The following is a 16,300-nucleotide window of genomic DNA, read 5'->3' on the forward strand; positions in this document are numbered from 1 at the left end:
CCACAAGGAGGTCGATCATGTACGTCCGTAAGCTGTCCGGCGGCCTGGCCGCTGCCTGCCTGATGTCGTTGGCCATGTCCGGCGGACAGGCCGCGGCGGCATCCCACGCGACAAGCGCCCCCGCAGCCGCAGCCGCCCGTGTTCTGATCTACGACGCCAGCGGATCCGCGGAGTTCCGGAGTGCCGTCGACCGGGGCGCCGCGGTCTGGAACGAGAGCGTCGACGCCGTCGAGCTGCGCCCCGTCGCCTCCGGGCAACGAGCGACCATACGGGTCCTCGCGGACAACGGCTGGCCACGGGCTCTGCCCACCACTCTGGGCAGCGGCACCGTCTACATCGGGCGCCAAGCCGTCGACCAGGGCTACAACACGGTCCGCATCTCCGCACACGAACTCGGGCACATCCTCGGACTGCCGGATCGTAAGCCAGGTCCGTGCTCAAGTCTGATGTCCGGTTCCAGCGCGGGCACCGCGTGCACCAACCCGTACCCAAACTCGGCGGAGAAGGCAGAGGTCGAGAGGAACTTCGGCGCAGCCCTCGTAGGTCAGGCCCCGGCGGTACTCACCGGGGTGATCGTGGACTGACACGCGCCGCGGACGCCCGATGGCGGTTCGAGGCAGCGCGTCCGCCTTCGAGCCGCCGGACATCTGGCCTCCGACCGAACCTCGATCTCGTTGGGACGGTCGCGTCACCGGCCTTGGATCGCACCGCCCGGGCGCCGGTGGCCCGCGCTCGAACGTGCCTAGGCCCACACAGCCCAGCGGACCCGTTCCTAGGCGGCGCGGCTGCGAAGACCGTAGGCAACCGCTGCCGACGCCTCCAGCTGCTACTGGAGGCCGGTCACCTGGCGCCTGAGTACCGCTTCCGCCTCTCACACACCACGACCGCGACACCCACTCACCCACACCAGAACACCCTCCTGCGCGTTCAACAGGTGGCAGCCACATCCCCCTTGAGCCCCGCGCGGACACGGGTCCGTGCCGCGTGGAGGGCGTGCGGCGCATGGGCAAGTTTGCGCGGTGGTGTGGAGGGCCTGCGACGGAATCGCAGGTCTGCGGTGCCGTTTCCAGGGCATACGGCGTTGGTCCGGAGGACACACCCCCGGCGGAGAAGAACGCCGCGAGGCACTGACATATGGGAGTCCTGATGCCGACCGCCGTGCCAGAGGAACCCAGCGTCCTGTCTGGTGAATCACCTGGGGCCGTCAAGCCGGCTCGCGCCTTCACCCTGCCTCGTGGCACCGGCCGGACCGCCGCGCGCATCGGCGCTCTGACGCTCTGCCAGGCCGCGTTCATGGTGGGCATCGGCCTGCTGATCACAGGTCCCGCCCGCGACGTATGGCCGATGACCGTCGAGGACGACCTCAACGAGGCCATGGAGCGGCACCGCACTGGCGCCCTCACCAGCCTCTCGTGGTTCGCGTCGGAGGCCGGCAACACCCTCACAGTGATCGTCGTCACGCTCGCGGCGTGTCTGGGACTGGTGCTGATACCCCGTCTGCCGATGTGGCGCCAGGCCGCTTTCCTGGCTGTCGCCGTATCGCTCCAGGCGCTGGTCTTCCTCGTCATCACCGAGTCGGTGGACCGTCAACGGCCTGAGGTGGACCGCCTCGACGCGTCCCCGCCCACCTCCAGCTACACCTCGGGGCACACCGGGGCGGCCACCGCGCTGTATGCGGGACTCGCCGCGCTCGCCCTGTCCCACGTCCGTGGTCGCCTGCGCAAACTCGTGTGCGCACTCCTGCTGCTCCTACCGCTGATGGTGGCCATCGCCCGCCTCTACCGGGGTATGCACCACCCCACCGATCTCGTGGGCGGCCTTGTCAACGGAAGCCTGTCGCTGCTGATCGTCGGCCGTGCCCTCTTCACGGAAGGGACGGTGGCCGCCGCCCCGTCGGCGCGCCCCGCGCCGGCCGCCGGCCCCGGCGCCAGTGCACCACGCGTGCTGGCGCCGGGCCGCACCGTCGTGGTCGTCAACCCCACCGTGACCGACGAGAACACCTGCGCCGAGCTGCGGGACGTACTGCGGCAACACGGCCACAGCGCGGTGGAGTTCGTGGAGACCACGGCCGGAGACCCCGGAGGCGGCCAGGCCGCCCGCGCGGTCCGCGACGGCGCGAGCCTGGTGGTGGTCTGTGGTGGGGACGGCACCCTGCGCGCGGCGGCCGACGCCATGGCCGCCAGTGACGTACCGCTCGCGCTGGTGCCCAGCGGCACCGGCAATCTGCTCGCCCGCAACCTCCACCTGCCGCTCTCACCCACCGCCGCGCTCGACGCCGCGCTGGGCGGGTCGGTGCACCACATCGACCTGGGCCGCATCGAGGGCGACGGCGTGGAGGCAACCCACTTCGCCGCCATGTCCGGGGCGGGACTCGACGCCGCGATCATGGAGAACACCGACGACCGGACCAAGTCCTTCCTGGGCTGGCCCGCCTACATACTGGCCGGCATCACCACCCTGCGCTCACCCCGGATGCGTCTGACGATCCAGCTCGACGGCGCCCCCGCCCTGCGCCGTACCGCCCGCATGGTCCTCCTCGCCAACGTCGGGACCGTACAGGGCGGTCTCACCCTCGTGCCCGCCGCCCGGTGCGACGACGGACAGCTCGACCTGCTGGTCCTCGACCCGCACGGACCCGGCGGCTGGATCCGTGCCCTCGGAACCCTGCTGCGCGGCGGCGCGAGGACGACCCGGCCCACATCTGTGGAGACCCTCACCATCCACGACGCCGACTCCGGCGTACCGGTGGAGTACTTCACCTTCCGACACGCCGAACTCACCTTCGAGTCCGAGCAGTCACGCGAACTCGACGGGGACCCGGTGGCTCCCGGCCGACGCCTGACCGCCGAGGTCCGTCCGGGCGCGCTGACGATGCTGCTGCCGCCCCGGCAGAAGTGATGGGTACCGCAACCAAGGTCCCCGAGACCAGGGACATGACCGGCGAGGAACTCTCCGCCGACGAGGCCCTCACGTCGCTGCGCCGCTACGGCCGCTGGCCGCTGCTGCGCGACGCCTTCATCCGTTTCCGCTACGCCGACGGGTTCACGCACTCCCGAGCGCTGGCCCTGCAGACGGTGCTCTCGGTGATCCCGCTGGTGATCGCCTTTGTCGGACTCTCCACCGCCCTGCACACCGAGAACATCGGGAGACTCGCCGAGCTGACCATCCACCGGATCGCCCAGGGCCCAAGCGTCGAGGTGGTCGACGACGCGCTGGACCGGAGCAAGCGGACGGTGGGTGACGGGGACCAGATAGCTCTCTGGTTCGGTCTGCTCTTCTCGCTGGTCAACACCACGACGGCGATGTGCCAGGTCGAGCGTGGCGCCAACCGTATCTACGGCAACGAACGCGACCGCCCCTTCCACCTCAAGTACCTGCGTGGCCTGGTGATGTCCCTCAGCGCCGGCCTGCCGCTCGGCGTGGGGTTCATCGTGGTGGTGGCCGGCGCGGACCTGGCCTCCGCGGCGGTGACGGTGTACCACCTGGAGGACAGCACGCTCACCGTGTGGAACATTCTTCGCTGGCCGCTCGGCCTGATCCTCGTGCTCATCTCGGCCAGTGCCATCTTCCGCCGCTCGCCGCGCCGGAAGCAGCCCGGCTACACCTGGCTGCTCTTCGGCGCCATGGTGTACCTGGTGCTGTGGACGACCCTGACCTGGCTGCTGAGCCTCTACCTGGGCATCAGCGGCTCCTTCGACACCGTCTACGGTCCCCTCAGCGCCTTCATGTCGCTGCTGCTGTGGGCCTACCTGACCTCCATCGCCCTGTTCCTCGGACTGTCCTTCTCCGCGCAGTTGGAAGCCGCGCGCGCCATGCGCCCCGGTCCGATCCACGCCGACCCGGGAGTCTGAATGGTTCTGCGGTTCACCATGCGCCGTTTCCGCGAGCGTCGCCGCCGGGAGGCCGACCGCCGGTTCGGTGCCCGGCTGCTCGGCGCGGCTGTCCTGGCCGCGATCCCCGCGGTGTTCTTCGGCCTGGTGCTGGTTCTCGTCGAAGGGCATTGGCAGCCGCTGCGCCGACTCGACGCGGGCGCGGCGCGGCGCCTCAACGAGACCGCGTTGGACCACCCCGCCTGGACCGACACCCTGCGTCTCCTGTCGGACTGGGTGTGGGATCCACTGACGCTGCGCGTCGTGGTCGCGCTTCTCACCCTGTGGCTGCTTCACCGCAGGGCGTGGCGGCTCGCCGCCTGGTCCGCCGTGACGGCGGTGGCCGGCGGACTGATCGGGCTGCTCGTCAAGGTCGTCGTCGAGCGGGCCAGGCCTTCCCTGGAGGACCCGGTCGCGCATGCCCCGGGCTTCTCGTTCCCCTCCGGCCACGCCATGACCGCCACGACGTCGTTCGCGATCCTGCTGCTGGTCCTGCTGCCCATGGTGCCGCGCGCCTGGCGAGTGGCCTGCTGGTGCGTCGCGGTGCTGTCGGTACTCGGGGTCGGCTTCACCCGTGTCGCGCTGGGTGTGCACTGGTTCAGCGACGTGGTGGGCGGCTGGCTCCTCGGTCTCACCGTCGTCTCCCTCACCGCCTGGGCCTTCAAGGCGTGGCGCACCGACATCGGCCGCCGCACCACCGAGCTCACGGACGGCCTGGAGCCCGAACTCACCGGCGCTCACCCCGAACCCGACCCCGTACTGCACAAGAAGCACTGAACAGAGCCCGGCGGGAACCCCTGTCGAGGTCCGCAGGACTCTGTCCGATTCGGGCCGGTGCCGCCGTTCCCGCTGCTCGCGGGCCCCGCCCGGGAGTGGGCAGGGACTGTCGGGAGGGCGCTGGAGTGATTGTCAGTGGCCGCCGCTAGTGTCCTGCGCCAGAGATCCGTCGGCAGAGGCGGGTGAGGGAGTCGAGGATCTCTTCGGCTGTCTTGGTCCAGTTGAACGGCTTGGGGTGTTCGTTCCAGTCTTTGGCCCATGCCCGGATGTCGGCTTCAAGGGCTTGGATGTTCTTGTGTGCTCCGCGGCGGATCATCTGGTGGGCGAGGTAGCCGAACCGCCGCTCGGCCTGGTCGATCCAGGAAGAACCGGTCGGGGTGAAGTGCAGCTCAAAGCGCGGGCGTTTGGCCAGCCAGGCCCTGACCGCAGGGGTCTTGTGGGTGCCGTAGTTGTCCACGATCAGGTGGATCTGCAGGTGCGCCGGCACCTCCTTCTCGACCGGATCAGGAACTTCTTGAATTCCACGGCCCGGTGCCGGCGGTGCAGGGCCGTGATGACCTCCCCGGTCGCGACATCGAACGCGGCAAACAGCATGGTCAGGCCGTTGCGGACGTAGTCGTGGGTGCGCCGCTCGGGCATGCCCGGCATTATCGGCAGCACCGGCTGGGACCGGTCCAGGGCCTGAAGCTGCGACTTCTCGTCCACCGAGAGCACCACCGCGCCCTCGGGCGGGTTGAAGTACAGACCGACGACGTCGTAGATCTTCTCCACGAACAGCGGGTCCGTCGACAGGTGGAGGCTTGCACCGAGGCGACGCGCGTCCATCGCCGCTTCCAGCAGTGCCCTGGCCGCTGGGCTGGCGTGCCGGTATCGGCTGAGGAGCGGGGGGCGCCGGCCAGGTCCTTGGCCACGCGTCCGTCCGAACGGGCACGCGTGAGGGCGTCGGCCAGCAGCCTGTCACCGTTCTCGGCCAGGGCAGTGGCCGCGGCCAGGGCAGCGGCGTCGAAGGCTTCGGGAACGGTCAGGGTGCGGTCGGCGAGCAGCTCCCGCACCCGGCTGTGGGGATCCGCTCCGTACGGTGTGGGCAGGGCCGTGAACTGGTGGGCGTACTCGGGCCAGAGTGTGCCCAGCACCAGAACAGGCCGCGTTCCGGGCTGACCAGCAGGTGGTGGACGGCCGCCGCGATCCGCTCACCCAGCTGGCTGTCGCCGAGGTAGCACTGGGCCTCGTTCAACCACACCACGGTTCGCGGCCCGACGCGGTGCAGATCCTCCAGCGCGGCTTCGGCCTGGCCCGGGCCGGGCCGGGCCGGGCCGGGCCGGGCCAGGCCAGGCCAGGCCAGGCCAGGCCAGGCCAGGCCAGGCCAGGCCAGGCCAGGCCAGGCCAGGCCAGGCCGGGCCAGGCCAGGCCGGGTCGGGCCAGGTCGAAGGGATGCCACAGCAGCCACCCCTGCTCGGCGAGAGGCTGCACGGCCTCCCAGCAGGCCCGCGTCTTGCCCGTCGACGAGGTGCCCACCAGGACCACGATCCGGCTGCGGCCGGCCTTCGCTTCCCCGACCGCATCAGCCAACAACCGGTCATGCTCGCGGCGCACATACCCGGGCAGCGCCCGCGCCGTCGGGGTGCCCGATCCCGAAGCGGCCCCACCGGGGCCAGCGGGATGAACCTCCAGATCGTGCGGCTCCCACTCACCGACCGGACGCCCCGGCCCGACTGCGGCGCCCAGTCCCTACGCCGCCTCGGCCGCGGTCCCCCGCGACAGCAGCAGGTCCGGTCCCGACAGCGTCAACGCGCCAGCCAGCGCGGACACCGCCGAACTGGCGCGCGTCGCAGGCTGGAGCGCCCTGGACAAGGGCCATCACGCTCTCGCACAGCGGCATTTCATTCAGGCCCTGCGGATGGCCCGCGCCGGCGGCAGCCTCACCGTGGGCTGTCACGTCCTCACCAACATGGCCCTCCCAAGCCACCTTGCGCGGCTATCCCGACGAGGCGGTGGACATGGCGCAGGGTGCCTACGACCGCACCCACCGCCGGGCAGCCCCCCGCGTCCTGGCCTTCGCCAAGCTCGTCGAGGCCCGCGCGCACGCCCGTCTCGGCGACGCCCGATGCGCCGCCGCCGCGCTCGTCTCCTCCGAGCGGCTCCTGGAACAGGCCGACGCCGAACCCGGCGACGAACCCGCATGGATCAGCTACTACACGCCCGCACGGATGGCAGCCGACGCCGTGGAGATCCACCGGGACCTGGGCCTGCCCGCCGCCGCCCTGCGCTGGAACAACAGGGCCGCACCCATGGTCCAAAGCGCCTACACCCGCTCCGTCGGCCTGCACATGACCGTACTGGCCACCTCGCACCTCCAAAACCGCGACCTCGACCAGGCCCTCGCCCACGGCCAGCGCGCCGTCACCATCCTCAGCCACGTACGCTCCACCGACTACCTCGTCGGCGTCGTACGCGCCATGGCGCCCTGGCGCCGCGACCCCCGCGTCACCGACCTCTCCCACCTCACACACCGGGCCATCGTCCCCAGCACGACCGAAACCGCCCGCTAAGAACTTAGCCCGACGGGCAGCCACGGTCCGCATCGTGCCCCCCACCCCGGCGGTGGAGGCGCCGTCGATGCAGTGCTCGCCAGGGCGGCCGAGGTGGAGAGGAGCGTCACGTCAGCAGACGCTGTTCCTTCGCCACAGCCACGGCACCTGCCCGCGTGTCGACGCCGAGCTTGTCGTAGATGCGGCCGAGGTGGGTCTTCACCGTCGCCTCGCTGATGAACAGGGCCTTCGCGATCTCCCGGTTGCCGAGGCCCTGTGCGAGCTGGGTGAGGATGTCGCGCTCGCGGTCGGTCAGCGTGCGGCGTGGGCTGCGCAGGTTGGCCATCACCCGGCTGGCGACCGGCGCCGAGAGCGTCGTACGGCCCCGGGCGGCGGCGTGGATCGCGGCGAACAGTTCCTCCGGCCGCTCGGCCTTCAGGAGATAGCCCGTCGCGCCCGCCTCGATGGCGCGCGTGATGTCGGCGTCGGTGTCGTACGTGGTGAGGACGAGGACATGCGGGCCGTCCCCGGCGGCGGAGGTGAGGCGACGGGTGGTCTCCACACCGTCGATACCGTCGCCGAGCTGGAGGTCCATCAGCACCACGTCCGGCGCGGCCTTCGCGACGAGGGCGAGCGCCTCCTCCCCCGTGCCCGCCTCGCCCACGACCTCGATGTCCGGGGAACTGTCGAGGAGGGCTAGCAGCCCGGCCCGTACGACGGCATGGTCGTCGCACAGCAGGATGCGAACGGGACGGGACACGTCGCGCGTGTCGGTCATCGGAGCGGCTCCAAGGGGATCGCGACAGACAGGACGGCGCCCTCACCGGGCGCGGATTCAATGGTCAGGGTTCCACCGAGCTGACCGGCCCGGACCCGCATCGCGGGCATCCCGTGGCCGCGGACACCGGACGCGGCCGGCTCGGTGGGGACGAAACCCCGGCCGTCGTCGGCGACATCGAGGACGACCTGGTCCTCCAGGACCGTGAGGGTGACCGTGGCCGTACGCGCCCCGGAATGCTCCCGTACGTTGGCCAGGGCGCCCTGGGCGATGCGCAGCAGCGCCGAGCGGACCCTCTCCGGCAACCGGGGCACCCGGCCCCCGTCGTCGTCCACGTGGACGCGGACAGCGAGCCGGTCGCCGGACTCACGGGCGGCCAGGGCGCGCAGCGCCTCGTCGAGCCCGTCTCCTCGGGCGAGGTCCGCCGGGGCCAGGTCGTGGACGAAACGGCGTGCCTCAGTGAGGTTGTGCTCGGTGACGGACCGCGCCGCCCGCACATGCGTGCGCGCCTTCGCCGGGTCCGAGTCCCAGACCAGGTCGGCGGCCTGGAGCAGCATCTGCTGACTCGACAGACCTTGCGCGAGCGTGTCGTGGATCTCCATCGACAGGCGCTGCCGCTCGGCGAGCGTCCCCGCGCGGCGCTCGGAAGCGGCCAGGTCGCGGCGGGCGCGGACGAGATCGCCGATGAGGGTCCGTTGGCGTGCGGTCTGCCGTTCCATCTGGAGGAACACGGCGGTGGCGATCGCGGCGACGGCCGGCGGGGCCAGCAGAAAATTCGGGTCGAAGCCGCCCGCGAGACGGAGCTGCGCCGCCACGACGAACAGGGTCAGCACCGAGACCAGCACCAGTGCGGCGCGGGCCGGGAGCAGGCGCAGCCCGGTGTAGAAGAGGGGCACCGCGCACCAGGAGAAGCTGGGCGCGAGCATGACGAGAACCATCCAGACCGCGACGACCGCGGCCAGCCGGCCAAGACCCAGCACGGCCGGCCGGCCCGCACCGGCAGGGCCGGCATCCCGCAGGAACGGCACCCAGCGCGTCCTTGTGTCGGCGGGCGGGCACGGAATCGCGTACAGCAGAGCCAGTACGACGGAGAGGGCGATGATCCACGGAGTGCGGGCCTCCCCGGGGTGCCGCAGCAGGAAGCGGGCGAGCGCGCCGCCGAGCAGGAGGAAGAACGCCACGTGCATCACGGCGCCGAGCCATCGGTTGTCCGCGCCGTACGCGGGATCGGTCTCGGCGCCGCCGCCGTACATCGGGTCGGTGATCTCCGCGCCACCGCACACCGGGGCGGTGATCCCGGCCTCGATGCCGCGGACCGGGGCGGTGGTCCCGGCCCTGATGCCGCACACCGGGTCTGCTGACGGGCCCTGACCCGTACCCGTGTAGTACGGGCGGTCCGTACCGGCGTCCGCGTCGTCCATCCTCTCCACTTCCTCCACCTCCTCCGGCGCTCCAGGACCTCAGGGCCTCAGGGCTCCAGGCTCCAGGGCTCCTGCCTGGCCAAATACTTCTATTGTCGGCAGTCGCAGCGCCCCTCAGGGTCAACCGATCGGATGACCCGACCGGCATCCGATCGGCGAGCCGGCGCGAGCCGGAACGTCGACGGGACCGGACCGCGTGCGGACCCAGGCTGGAGAGCGGAAGAAGAGGCCGCCCCACCACACCACGGAGTCGACCATGAAGAAGCTGTCCCGCCGCGCCCGCATCGCCACCGGCGGTGCCGTGATCGGCGCCGTCGCCGCCGGTACCTTCGGAACCGTGTCCGCGAACGCCTCGTCGCCCGCCTCCGCCGCGGCCACCCCCGTGGCGAGCGTGAAGAGCGGCGGCGTCACCTCGTCGTCCCACCTCACGATCGACGCCGCCACCAAGGCCGCCCAGGCCGCGCTGGACGCCGCCGAGAAGGAGGGGCAGAAGGTAACCGTCGCGGTCGTCGACCGCAACGGCAACGCCATCGTCATCCTCCGCGGCGACGGCGCGGGCCCGCAGTCGTACGAGTCCGCCGAACGCAAGGCGTACACGGCCGTCTCCTGGAACGCGCCCACCTCCGAGCTCTCCAAGCGCCTCGCGCAGACGCCGAATCTGAAGGACATCCCCGGCACCCTGTTCCTCGCGGGCGGCGCCCCCGTTGCCGTGAACGGCGCGCCGGTCGCCGGAGTCGGGGTTGCCGGTGCGCCTTCAGGGGACCTGGACGAGAAGTTCGCCGGCGCGGGCGTCGCGGTGCTCAGCCGCTGATTCGACCCCGGTCCTACGGCCCCCGGTCACGACGATGCTGTCCCGCGGCCCTCGTGACGGTTCGGTGCGCCCTTGCTCGGACACCGAACCGGACGGGGGCCGCGGGTACGGGCTTCCCCCGTCGCGGTGCCGGCCGGTCAGGGGCGAGCACCTGAGGGATCTGCACCCGCGAGCGGTCCCTCACCCGAGGGCGGCGGCTCGGCGCAGTTCCCTTTCCGATCGCCCTCCGTGCGGTATCGCTCGGGATCTGCGCGGTACCAGCCGGATGAAGGGCAGTATTTGCCGCCGGTGGCGACACCGCCGATGTACAGGGACTCGTATCTCTCGACCGGAAGCATGGGTGTCACGGTGAAGGGGCGGCCGTGGTCGTCAACGGTGAGCGTGCTGCGCTCGGAGCCGTCGAGGACGGATACTTCGATCTTGAATGAGCAGAACGGCCTCTTGGGTGCGTGAGGGCCTGGACGATGTCGTCGTGGTCGGGGCGAGCACGGCCAGGTCCTCGCCGCCGGTGGTGCCGGTGGTCCGTTCGGCCGACGTCTCGACACTGCTGATCCGGGCGAGAGCCTTCGACTGCTGCTCCATCGAGGCTCCGATCTGGGGCGTGGGTGTGAGGGGATGGCTGTGGTGACCGCGGCTTCCGGAGAGCGATGACATTCCGAGGCGGTCGTCCTGGCGGCACACGGATGTGGCGGGGTCAGGCGGTCCGGGCGAGGTAGCCGGCGGCGGTGTCGACGAACTGGTCGTGGGCGACCTTCGCGGCCTCGCGGGCGGAGGTCAGCGCCTCGGTGGTGGCGTACGCATCGCGCATCGCGTACGTCAGCGTGATCATCTCCTCAGCCGCGGCGCGCACCGCCTGATCCTTGATGAGCACCCGCAGCGCCACCATCGGGCGGGCGGCGGCAGACCGGGTCATGTGGCTCTCACCGCGCAGGGCCTCGATCCGCTCGGTGCCGGCCTCCTTAAGGACGGCGTCGCCACGCATCACATCGCCCGGCGTGGTCGCTGGCGGCGCAGGCGAGAGCGGTGACGGCCTCCAGGCAGTCGCGGCGGATCGCCTCGCCGTGGCTGACGCGTACCGACCGTTCGGCGGCGCGCTCCTGGAACCGGCCGCTGACGATCGAGCCGCGGACGTTACTCGTGACGACAGGGCGAAACGGACCCGCCTACGGCCCTCAGCTCGCTGTCGCGTACACGATGAGGTTGTCGACAGGGTGCCCCTGCGCGTCGAAGTCGCCGTCGCACGTGATGAGCCGTAGAGCACGTTCCTGGGTCGGCCCGTAGACCTTCTCCGTCGGGAAGGCGTTCTTGGCGACGCTCTCCGTGGCCGTGACGGTGAAGTGGAGGGCTTTTCCCGTCTTGTCGGTGACGGTGATGTCCGCACCCTCCTTGATCTTCTTCAGGTCGTGGAAGACGGCCTCGCCGAAGCGGGTGTCGTTGTGGCCGATGATGACGGCCGCGCCGGTCTCACCGGGCACCGCACCGCCCGTGTACCAGCCCGCGGTCATCCCCTCCTCGGCCGGCGGGACCTGGACCGTCCGGTCCGTGTTGAGGCCCAACTCCATCAGCGAACTGGTGATCCCCACGGAGGGAACGGCCACCTCGGCAGGTGCCGCCGGAGCGTCGGCCGCAGGCCGCTCGGACTTCGGAGCGCCCGACGCGGCGGCGGAGGCGGTTGGGGCGACCCGGACCGTCGGGTCGGGGCCGGACGAACAGCCTGTGAGCAGGGTGACGAGGGTCAACAGGGTGAGGGTCGCGAGGCGGGCCCGGGACAGGGCCGGACGGTGTGCAGGGGGCAACTCGGGCTCCAGAGCAGGGTGCGAGGGTTCGCCGGAACGCACAGGGCGCCGCCTGGTGAAGGGCGGCGCCACCGTTTCGTACGAGAGGTCGTGCTGCCGGGTCAGCCTTCGCGGCGGGCGGTGGTGCGGCGGCGCAGTACGTAGGTGCCGGCGCCCGCGAGCAGCAGCGCGCCGGTGGCCGAACCGATGAGCGTGCCGGTGTTGTCGTCCTGGGCGGGGGCCTCGCCCGCGGCGACACCGCCACGCGGGTAGTCCTTGCCTCCGGCCTTCTGGGCTTCGGCGGCCTTCCGGGCCTCGGCCTCCTTGAGCGTCCTGGCATCCTCGGCCTTCTTCTTCGCCAGGGCCTCCTTGTCGGCCGAGGTCGAGTCGGTCGCGCCCGGCGTCGGAGTCGGATCGGTGGCGAAGGCCGCGGTGGCCGGGACGAGCAGCGCGCCGGCCGCGACGCCGGTCAGGACAGCGATACGCAGCGGGCGCAGGGTGAGACGGCGGGACATGTGAGGGCTCCAGTTCCAGCCCGGCTTGGTCGTTCCTGGTTGGCGATCCGCACCAGGTTCCGGGCATGGCTTCACCCTGACGGCCACTTGTGAGGAAACTGTCAGAGCGCTGTCGTCATCCCATCAGGGTCGACCGGGGCCCTCCGGCTTCCGTGACTCGGCTGTCGGCAGCCGCAGGGTGAAGGTGGCCCCCTCCCCCTCCGTGCTCGCCACGTCCACCGTGCCGCCGTGGGCCTCGGCGAGCTTGAGGACGATCGCCAGGCCGAGGCCGCTGCCGCCGGTGCTGCGATTGCGGGACTTCTCCGCCCGCCAGAAACGGTCGAACACGTACGGAAGGTCGCCCGCCGGAATGCCACTGCCGGTGTCGGACACCTCCACGGCGAGCTCGTCCCCCGGGTCGGTGACGTACCGGCGCAGGGTCACCATGCCGCCGGCCGGGGTGTGGCGCACCGCGTTGGAGAGCAGGTTGCTGACGGTCTGCCGCAGCCGTACGGGGTCGGCGTCGAGGAGCGGTGGGTGAGGGGTGCCCGGCGGCGGTGTCAGGACCGTAAGGGTGACGCCCGCCGTCTCGGCCAACCCCTGGTGCGCGGCGGCGACCTGGCCGAGCAGCTCGTCGATCCGTACCGGCTTCCGGTGCAGCCGCAGGGCGCCCGCGTCGGCCGCGCCCAGGTCCTGGAGGTCGTTGATGAGGTGCTGGAGCTGCACCGCCTCCTCCAGGAGCGAGGAGACGAACGCGGGGTCCGGCACGGCCAGTCCGTCGTGGGCCGCCTCCAGCCAGCCCCGGATGTTGCTCAGCGGCGTTCGCAGCTCATGGGCGACATCGCTGACCATCACCTTGCGCTGCTCCTCCAGGCGGGCCCGGTGCGCGGCCATGTCGTTGAAGGCCGCCGTCAGCCGTCCGATCTCATTGTCGGAGACGACGGGCACGGGCACCGGCGTCGCGTCCAGGCCCTCCCGCATGCGCTGGGCGGCGCCGGTGAGCGCGTGCAACGGGCGTACGAGCCTGGCTCCGGCGAGCACCGAGGCGCCGACGGTGAGGGCGAGGACCAGAGCGGTGACACCGGCGATGCGTGCGGTGTTGGCGCGGGAGAGGTCGAAGCCAGGCACGCCGGCGGCACCGGGGCCGTCGATGAACAGGAGTGCGGGCTCGGCGACATAGCCCGTGAGCTGTTCCCGGCGGGCGCTTTCGACACAGTTGGCCACGGCCCGGTCGTACGCGCTGTCGCGGATCTCGGCGGGGGCGTAGTCGAGTGCGCCGCCGGAAGCCGCTTTGCGTTCGGCCGTCGCGGCGTCCTCCGCCTTCTTGGCGGCCATGGCCTTCGCCTCCCGATCGCTGAGGCCGTCCTCGGCGCCGGAGACCGCGTCGTCCCGCCCGTATGCGTAACTCCGGTCCCAGGACAGGTCCAGGTTCAGTTTCACGGCGGTGCGACCCTGTCGTTTCAGACAGGCGTCAGCCAGTTGGTTGAGGGCGCTCAGGGCCTTCCGCTCGGTCGCGGTGGGACCGACCGGGTAGGGCGCAAAGCACTTGGCCTCCATGTCACGGTCGGTGACGCTGCCGGTCCCCCCCTCGGTCTCGTCGCTCACGAACTGGACGCGGGGCCGTCCGCCCGGGCTCTCGACGACGTCGGCGGCGATACCTATCTGGCTGAGGCACTCCACCCTCCCGGCGGCGGCCTTCCGCAGTGCGTCGTGTTCCTTCGCGGGCAGCCGGAAGGGCCCCACGGCCCGTGGATCGACGCGGTCGGCGCCGGCCTTGGCCGCGTCGGGCACCAGCACGGTGTCGACGGAGCGTGGATCCACGACCGCCGAAGCCTGCTGAGCGAGCAGATCGTCGGACGAACCGCCGCCCGCTGAGCGCGAGTCGGCCGAGTCCACGAACGGGCGTCGGCCCGGCGTGGTGAGCACGATCCGGCGCCCGGACTCCAGGGCCAGATCTCGCACGGTGGTGTCGACGCCGTCCCAGTCGGGGTGGGTGGCCGCGTAGCCGAGGAGGGTGTTGTAGATCTTCGCGTCGGACTTGAGGTTCTGCCCCTGCTCCTGGCGGATCGCGACGGAGGTCGTCTGCACGGCCAGCCAGGCGGTCGCGGCGACCGAGCACGAGGCCACCAGCGCCGTCACGGTCAACAGCCGCCCCGCCAGGCTCTTGCGCAGCGGCAGCCGGGCGGCCCCCGCCGCACCTCCCCTGTCAGGACGACGCATGGCGCACGTTCTTCGCGGGGTCCGTGAGTTTGTAGCCGACGCCGAAGACGGTGATGAGGCGGGCCGGCCGTCGTGGGGCGCGCTCGATCTTCTTGCGCAGGTTCATGACGTGCACGTCGACGGTCCGGCCGCTGATGTACTTGTCGAAGCCGTGCAGCTCGTCCAGGAGCCGTGCCCTGGTGAAGACCCGGCCGGGCTCGGCCGCCATCGCCGCGAGGAGACGGAACTCACCGGGCGTGCACTCGACGGGCGTCCCGGCGACCGACACCTCGTGCCGCGAGGGATCGACCCTGAGCACGCCGACCGTCAACACCTCGTCGTCCGGGGCCGCTTCGGGCTCCGAGGCGGGTACGGTCGCCGGAGCCGGGTCGGGGCCGCGCCGGTTGCGGCGAAGCAAAGTCCTTACCCGGGCGGTGAGTTCACGCGGACTGAACGGCTTGGTCATGTAGTCGTCGGCGCCGAGGTCGAGGCCGAGCAGCAGATCGTCCTCGGTGCTGCGGGCCGTCAGCATCAGCACCGGCACCTCCCGGCGTTCGGCGCGCAGGATCCGTACGACGTCGAGACCGTCGGCCCCGGGCATCATCACGTCGAGGACGACCAGGTCGGGTTCCTGGTGCCGGACCGTCTCGAGAGCCGTCCGGCCGTCCTCGACGACCGTGACGGCGTGACCCTCGTGCTCCAGGTAGCGGCGCACCAGTTCGGCCTGCTTCGCGTCGTCTTCGGCGACCACAATATTTGCGCACACGCCGCAGATCGTAGCGACCGCCGGCGCCGGGAGGTCGGAAGTGTCCTTACCGTGACGGCGGTTCGGTGGTGGACAGGCTAGGGTGCAGGGCTGCCGTCGAGCGTCCCGTGAGGTCGAGGAGCAGCTCGGCGAAGAGGGCGTCGCCCCACCCGAACCTGGTCGAGCGGACCCGGCCACCGGTCCTGACTGGTGGCGCGTTCTCCGCCAACGACGTCACCGCACTAACCAGCGCCGTGATCACAGCAGACGCAGCTAGTCCCGGCCACCGACTCCCGGCCACGAGCCCCCCATGCCTCACACAGCGCCACAGGAGGCTACTGCCAGGGCCACCCTTCGCACTGACGAATCCTGCGATCCGACACCACCCGCCCAGGGGAATACCGCAAGGGAGGAATACGTACCAGGTACCAGCAGTCCGCGAGGACCTCACGCCCGACCAGTTGCCCCTGTTCGGCGCCTGACCCTCCGGCCCGGCGCACGTCACCGGCGTCCTCTCCCATGCTGACCCCGACCGCCAGCCTCAGCGGTCCACACGTGGGCGATCACCCAGGCGGTGACCGCACGGGTGATACCGGAGAAGAACCCGGCAACGGCGGCACGGATCACCGTGAGTCGGGGCGTCTCGTGATCGGACATGAAGAACCTCCGGGAGGTGCAGGAACCGCCCCAGGACTGGAGCGCAGTTCGACCATCTCGCTGCGCCTGCGCATCCGGGACGGGTTGGATGTTGTCGCGCGGACAACACCGGGTTGTTCCAGGACAAACCAGGGGTGGGCCCAAAGTGGCCGAGTTACCGGAGCAGCGTCGCGACTTGCGCGGGGCGTTCGCGCGCGCCAAGAAGTTGCAGAATCAGATGGCGTCCCGGCTGCCGTGGAGCGATGC

At 71.2% G+C, this 16,300-nt stretch carries 15 protein-coding genes and 1 pseudogene; 7 read left to right on the forward strand and 9 right to left on the reverse strand.

The features are described from left to right. The first annotated feature begins 17 nt into the window (after window positions 1–17). The 4 genes from ACIBLC_RS33640 to ACIBLC_RS33655 all read left to right on the forward strand — a co-directional run bounded on the left by ACIBLC_RS33640 (window position 18) and on the right by ACIBLC_RS33655 (window position 4,646). A complete protein-coding gene (locus ACIBLC_RS33640; RefSeq protein WP_399215159.1) occupies window positions 18–584 on the forward strand; it encodes a snapalysin family zinc-dependent metalloprotease in 567 nt (188 codons plus the stop codon). Between the two features lie 562 nt (window positions 585–1,146). Next, window positions 1,147–2,898 carry a diacylglycerol kinase family protein gene (locus ACIBLC_RS33645; protein ID WP_399215160.1) on the forward strand — a complete coding sequence of 584 codons (1,752 nt, stop codon included), beginning with the start codon at window positions 1,147–1,149 and terminating at the stop codon, window positions 2,896–2,898. Continuing rightward, window positions 2,898–3,851: a YihY/virulence factor BrkB family protein gene (locus ACIBLC_RS33650; protein WP_399215162.1), complete on the forward strand. Its 954-nt coding sequence runs from the start codon at window positions 2,898–2,900 to the stop codon at window positions 3,849–3,851. The genes ACIBLC_RS33645 and ACIBLC_RS33650 overlap by 1 nt, the downstream gene beginning before the upstream one ends. Beyond that, window positions 3,852–4,646, forward strand: coding sequence for a phosphatase PAP2 family protein (locus tag ACIBLC_RS33655; RefSeq protein WP_399215163.1), 795 nt, complete (start codon window positions 3,852–3,854; stop codon window positions 4,644–4,646). It begins immediately after the preceding gene. A gap of 145 nt (window positions 4,647–4,791) precedes the next feature. Here the strand turns inward: ACIBLC_RS33655 and ACIBLC_RS33660 are convergent. Together ACIBLC_RS33660 and ACIBLC_RS33665 are read right to left on the reverse strand one after the other, a co-directional pair. Then, window positions 4,792–5,438: pseudogene (locus ACIBLC_RS33660) on the reverse strand (IS630 family transposase); the annotation flags it as partial. 438 nt (window positions 5,439–5,876) lie between these two features. After that, window positions 5,877–6,239, reverse strand: coding sequence for an ATP-binding protein (locus ACIBLC_RS33665; RefSeq protein ID WP_399215164.1), 363 nt, complete (start codon window positions 6,237–6,239; stop codon window positions 5,877–5,879). Window positions 6,240–6,613: 374 nt separating this feature from the next. On the opposite strand from ACIBLC_RS33665, the gene ACIBLC_RS33670 reads away from it, so the two are divergent. After that, complete coding sequence (locus ACIBLC_RS33670; RefSeq protein ID WP_399215165.1) at window positions 6,614–7,195, forward strand: hypothetical protein; 582 nt, start codon at window positions 6,614–6,616, stop codon at window positions 7,193–7,195. Between the two features lie 106 nt (window positions 7,196–7,301). Here the strand turns inward: ACIBLC_RS33670 and ACIBLC_RS33675 are convergent, their stop codons facing one another. After that, complete coding sequence (locus ACIBLC_RS33675) at window positions 7,302–7,952, reverse strand: response regulator (protein ID WP_399215166.1); 651 nt, start codon at window positions 7,950–7,952, stop codon at window positions 7,302–7,304. Next, the gene (locus ACIBLC_RS33680) at window positions 7,949–9,205 is read right to left on the reverse strand and encodes a sensor histidine kinase (RefSeq protein ID WP_399215224.1); all 1,257 of its coding nucleotides are present in this window, start codon (window positions 9,203–9,205) and stop codon (window positions 7,949–7,951) included. Before ACIBLC_RS33680 ends, ACIBLC_RS33675 begins: the two co-directional genes overlap by 4 nt. 424 nt (window positions 9,206–9,629) lie before the next feature. On the opposite strand from ACIBLC_RS33680, the gene ACIBLC_RS33685 reads away from it, so the two are divergent. Continuing rightward, window positions 9,630–10,184, forward strand: a complete 555-nt coding sequence (locus tag ACIBLC_RS33685; RefSeq protein ID WP_399215167.1) for a heme-binding protein — start codon at window positions 9,630–9,632, stop codon at window positions 10,182–10,184. Between the two features lie 424 nt (window positions 10,185–10,608). Beyond that, the gene (locus tag ACIBLC_RS33690) at window positions 10,609–10,812 is read left to right on the forward strand and encodes a hypothetical protein (RefSeq protein ID WP_399215168.1); all 204 of its coding nucleotides are present in this window, start codon (window positions 10,609–10,611) and stop codon (window positions 10,810–10,812) included. A gap of 66 nt (window positions 10,813–10,878) precedes the next feature. On the opposite strand, the gene ACIBLC_RS33695 is transcribed toward ACIBLC_RS33690, so the two are convergent. The 5 genes from ACIBLC_RS33695 to ACIBLC_RS33715 all read right to left on the reverse strand — a co-directional run bounded on the left by ACIBLC_RS33695 (window position 10,879) and on the right by ACIBLC_RS33715 (window position 15,418). Next, window positions 10,879–11,166 (reverse strand): hypothetical protein, encoded by a 288-nt coding sequence (locus ACIBLC_RS33695; RefSeq protein WP_399215170.1) that lies wholly within the window; start codon window positions 11,164–11,166, stop codon window positions 10,879–10,881. A 190-nt stretch (window positions 11,167–11,356) separates the two neighbouring features. After that, window positions 11,357–11,980 carry a class F sortase gene (locus ACIBLC_RS33700; RefSeq protein WP_399215171.1) on the reverse strand — a complete coding sequence of 208 codons (624 nt, stop codon included), beginning with the start codon at window positions 11,978–11,980 and terminating at the stop codon, window positions 11,357–11,359. A 101-nt stretch (window positions 11,981–12,081) separates the two neighbouring features. Then, window positions 12,082–12,474, reverse strand: coding sequence for a hypothetical protein (locus ACIBLC_RS33705; protein WP_398290634.1), 393 nt, complete (start codon window positions 12,472–12,474; stop codon window positions 12,082–12,084). A gap of 123 nt (window positions 12,475–12,597) precedes the next feature. Continuing rightward, window positions 12,598–14,673, reverse strand: coding sequence for a sensor histidine kinase (locus ACIBLC_RS33710; protein ID WP_399215172.1), 2,076 nt, complete (start codon window positions 14,671–14,673; stop codon window positions 12,598–12,600). Next, window positions 14,660–15,418, reverse strand: coding sequence for a response regulator transcription factor (locus tag ACIBLC_RS33715; RefSeq protein ID WP_399215173.1), 759 nt, complete (start codon window positions 15,416–15,418; stop codon window positions 14,660–14,662). Before ACIBLC_RS33715 ends, ACIBLC_RS33710 begins: the two co-directional genes overlap by 14 nt. Window positions 15,419–16,300: the final 882 nt, after the last annotated feature.

The organism is Streptomyces sp. NPDC050535 (assembly GCF_044457665.1).
GTDB lineage: Bacteria > Actinomycetota > Actinomycetes > Streptomycetales > Streptomycetaceae > Streptomyces.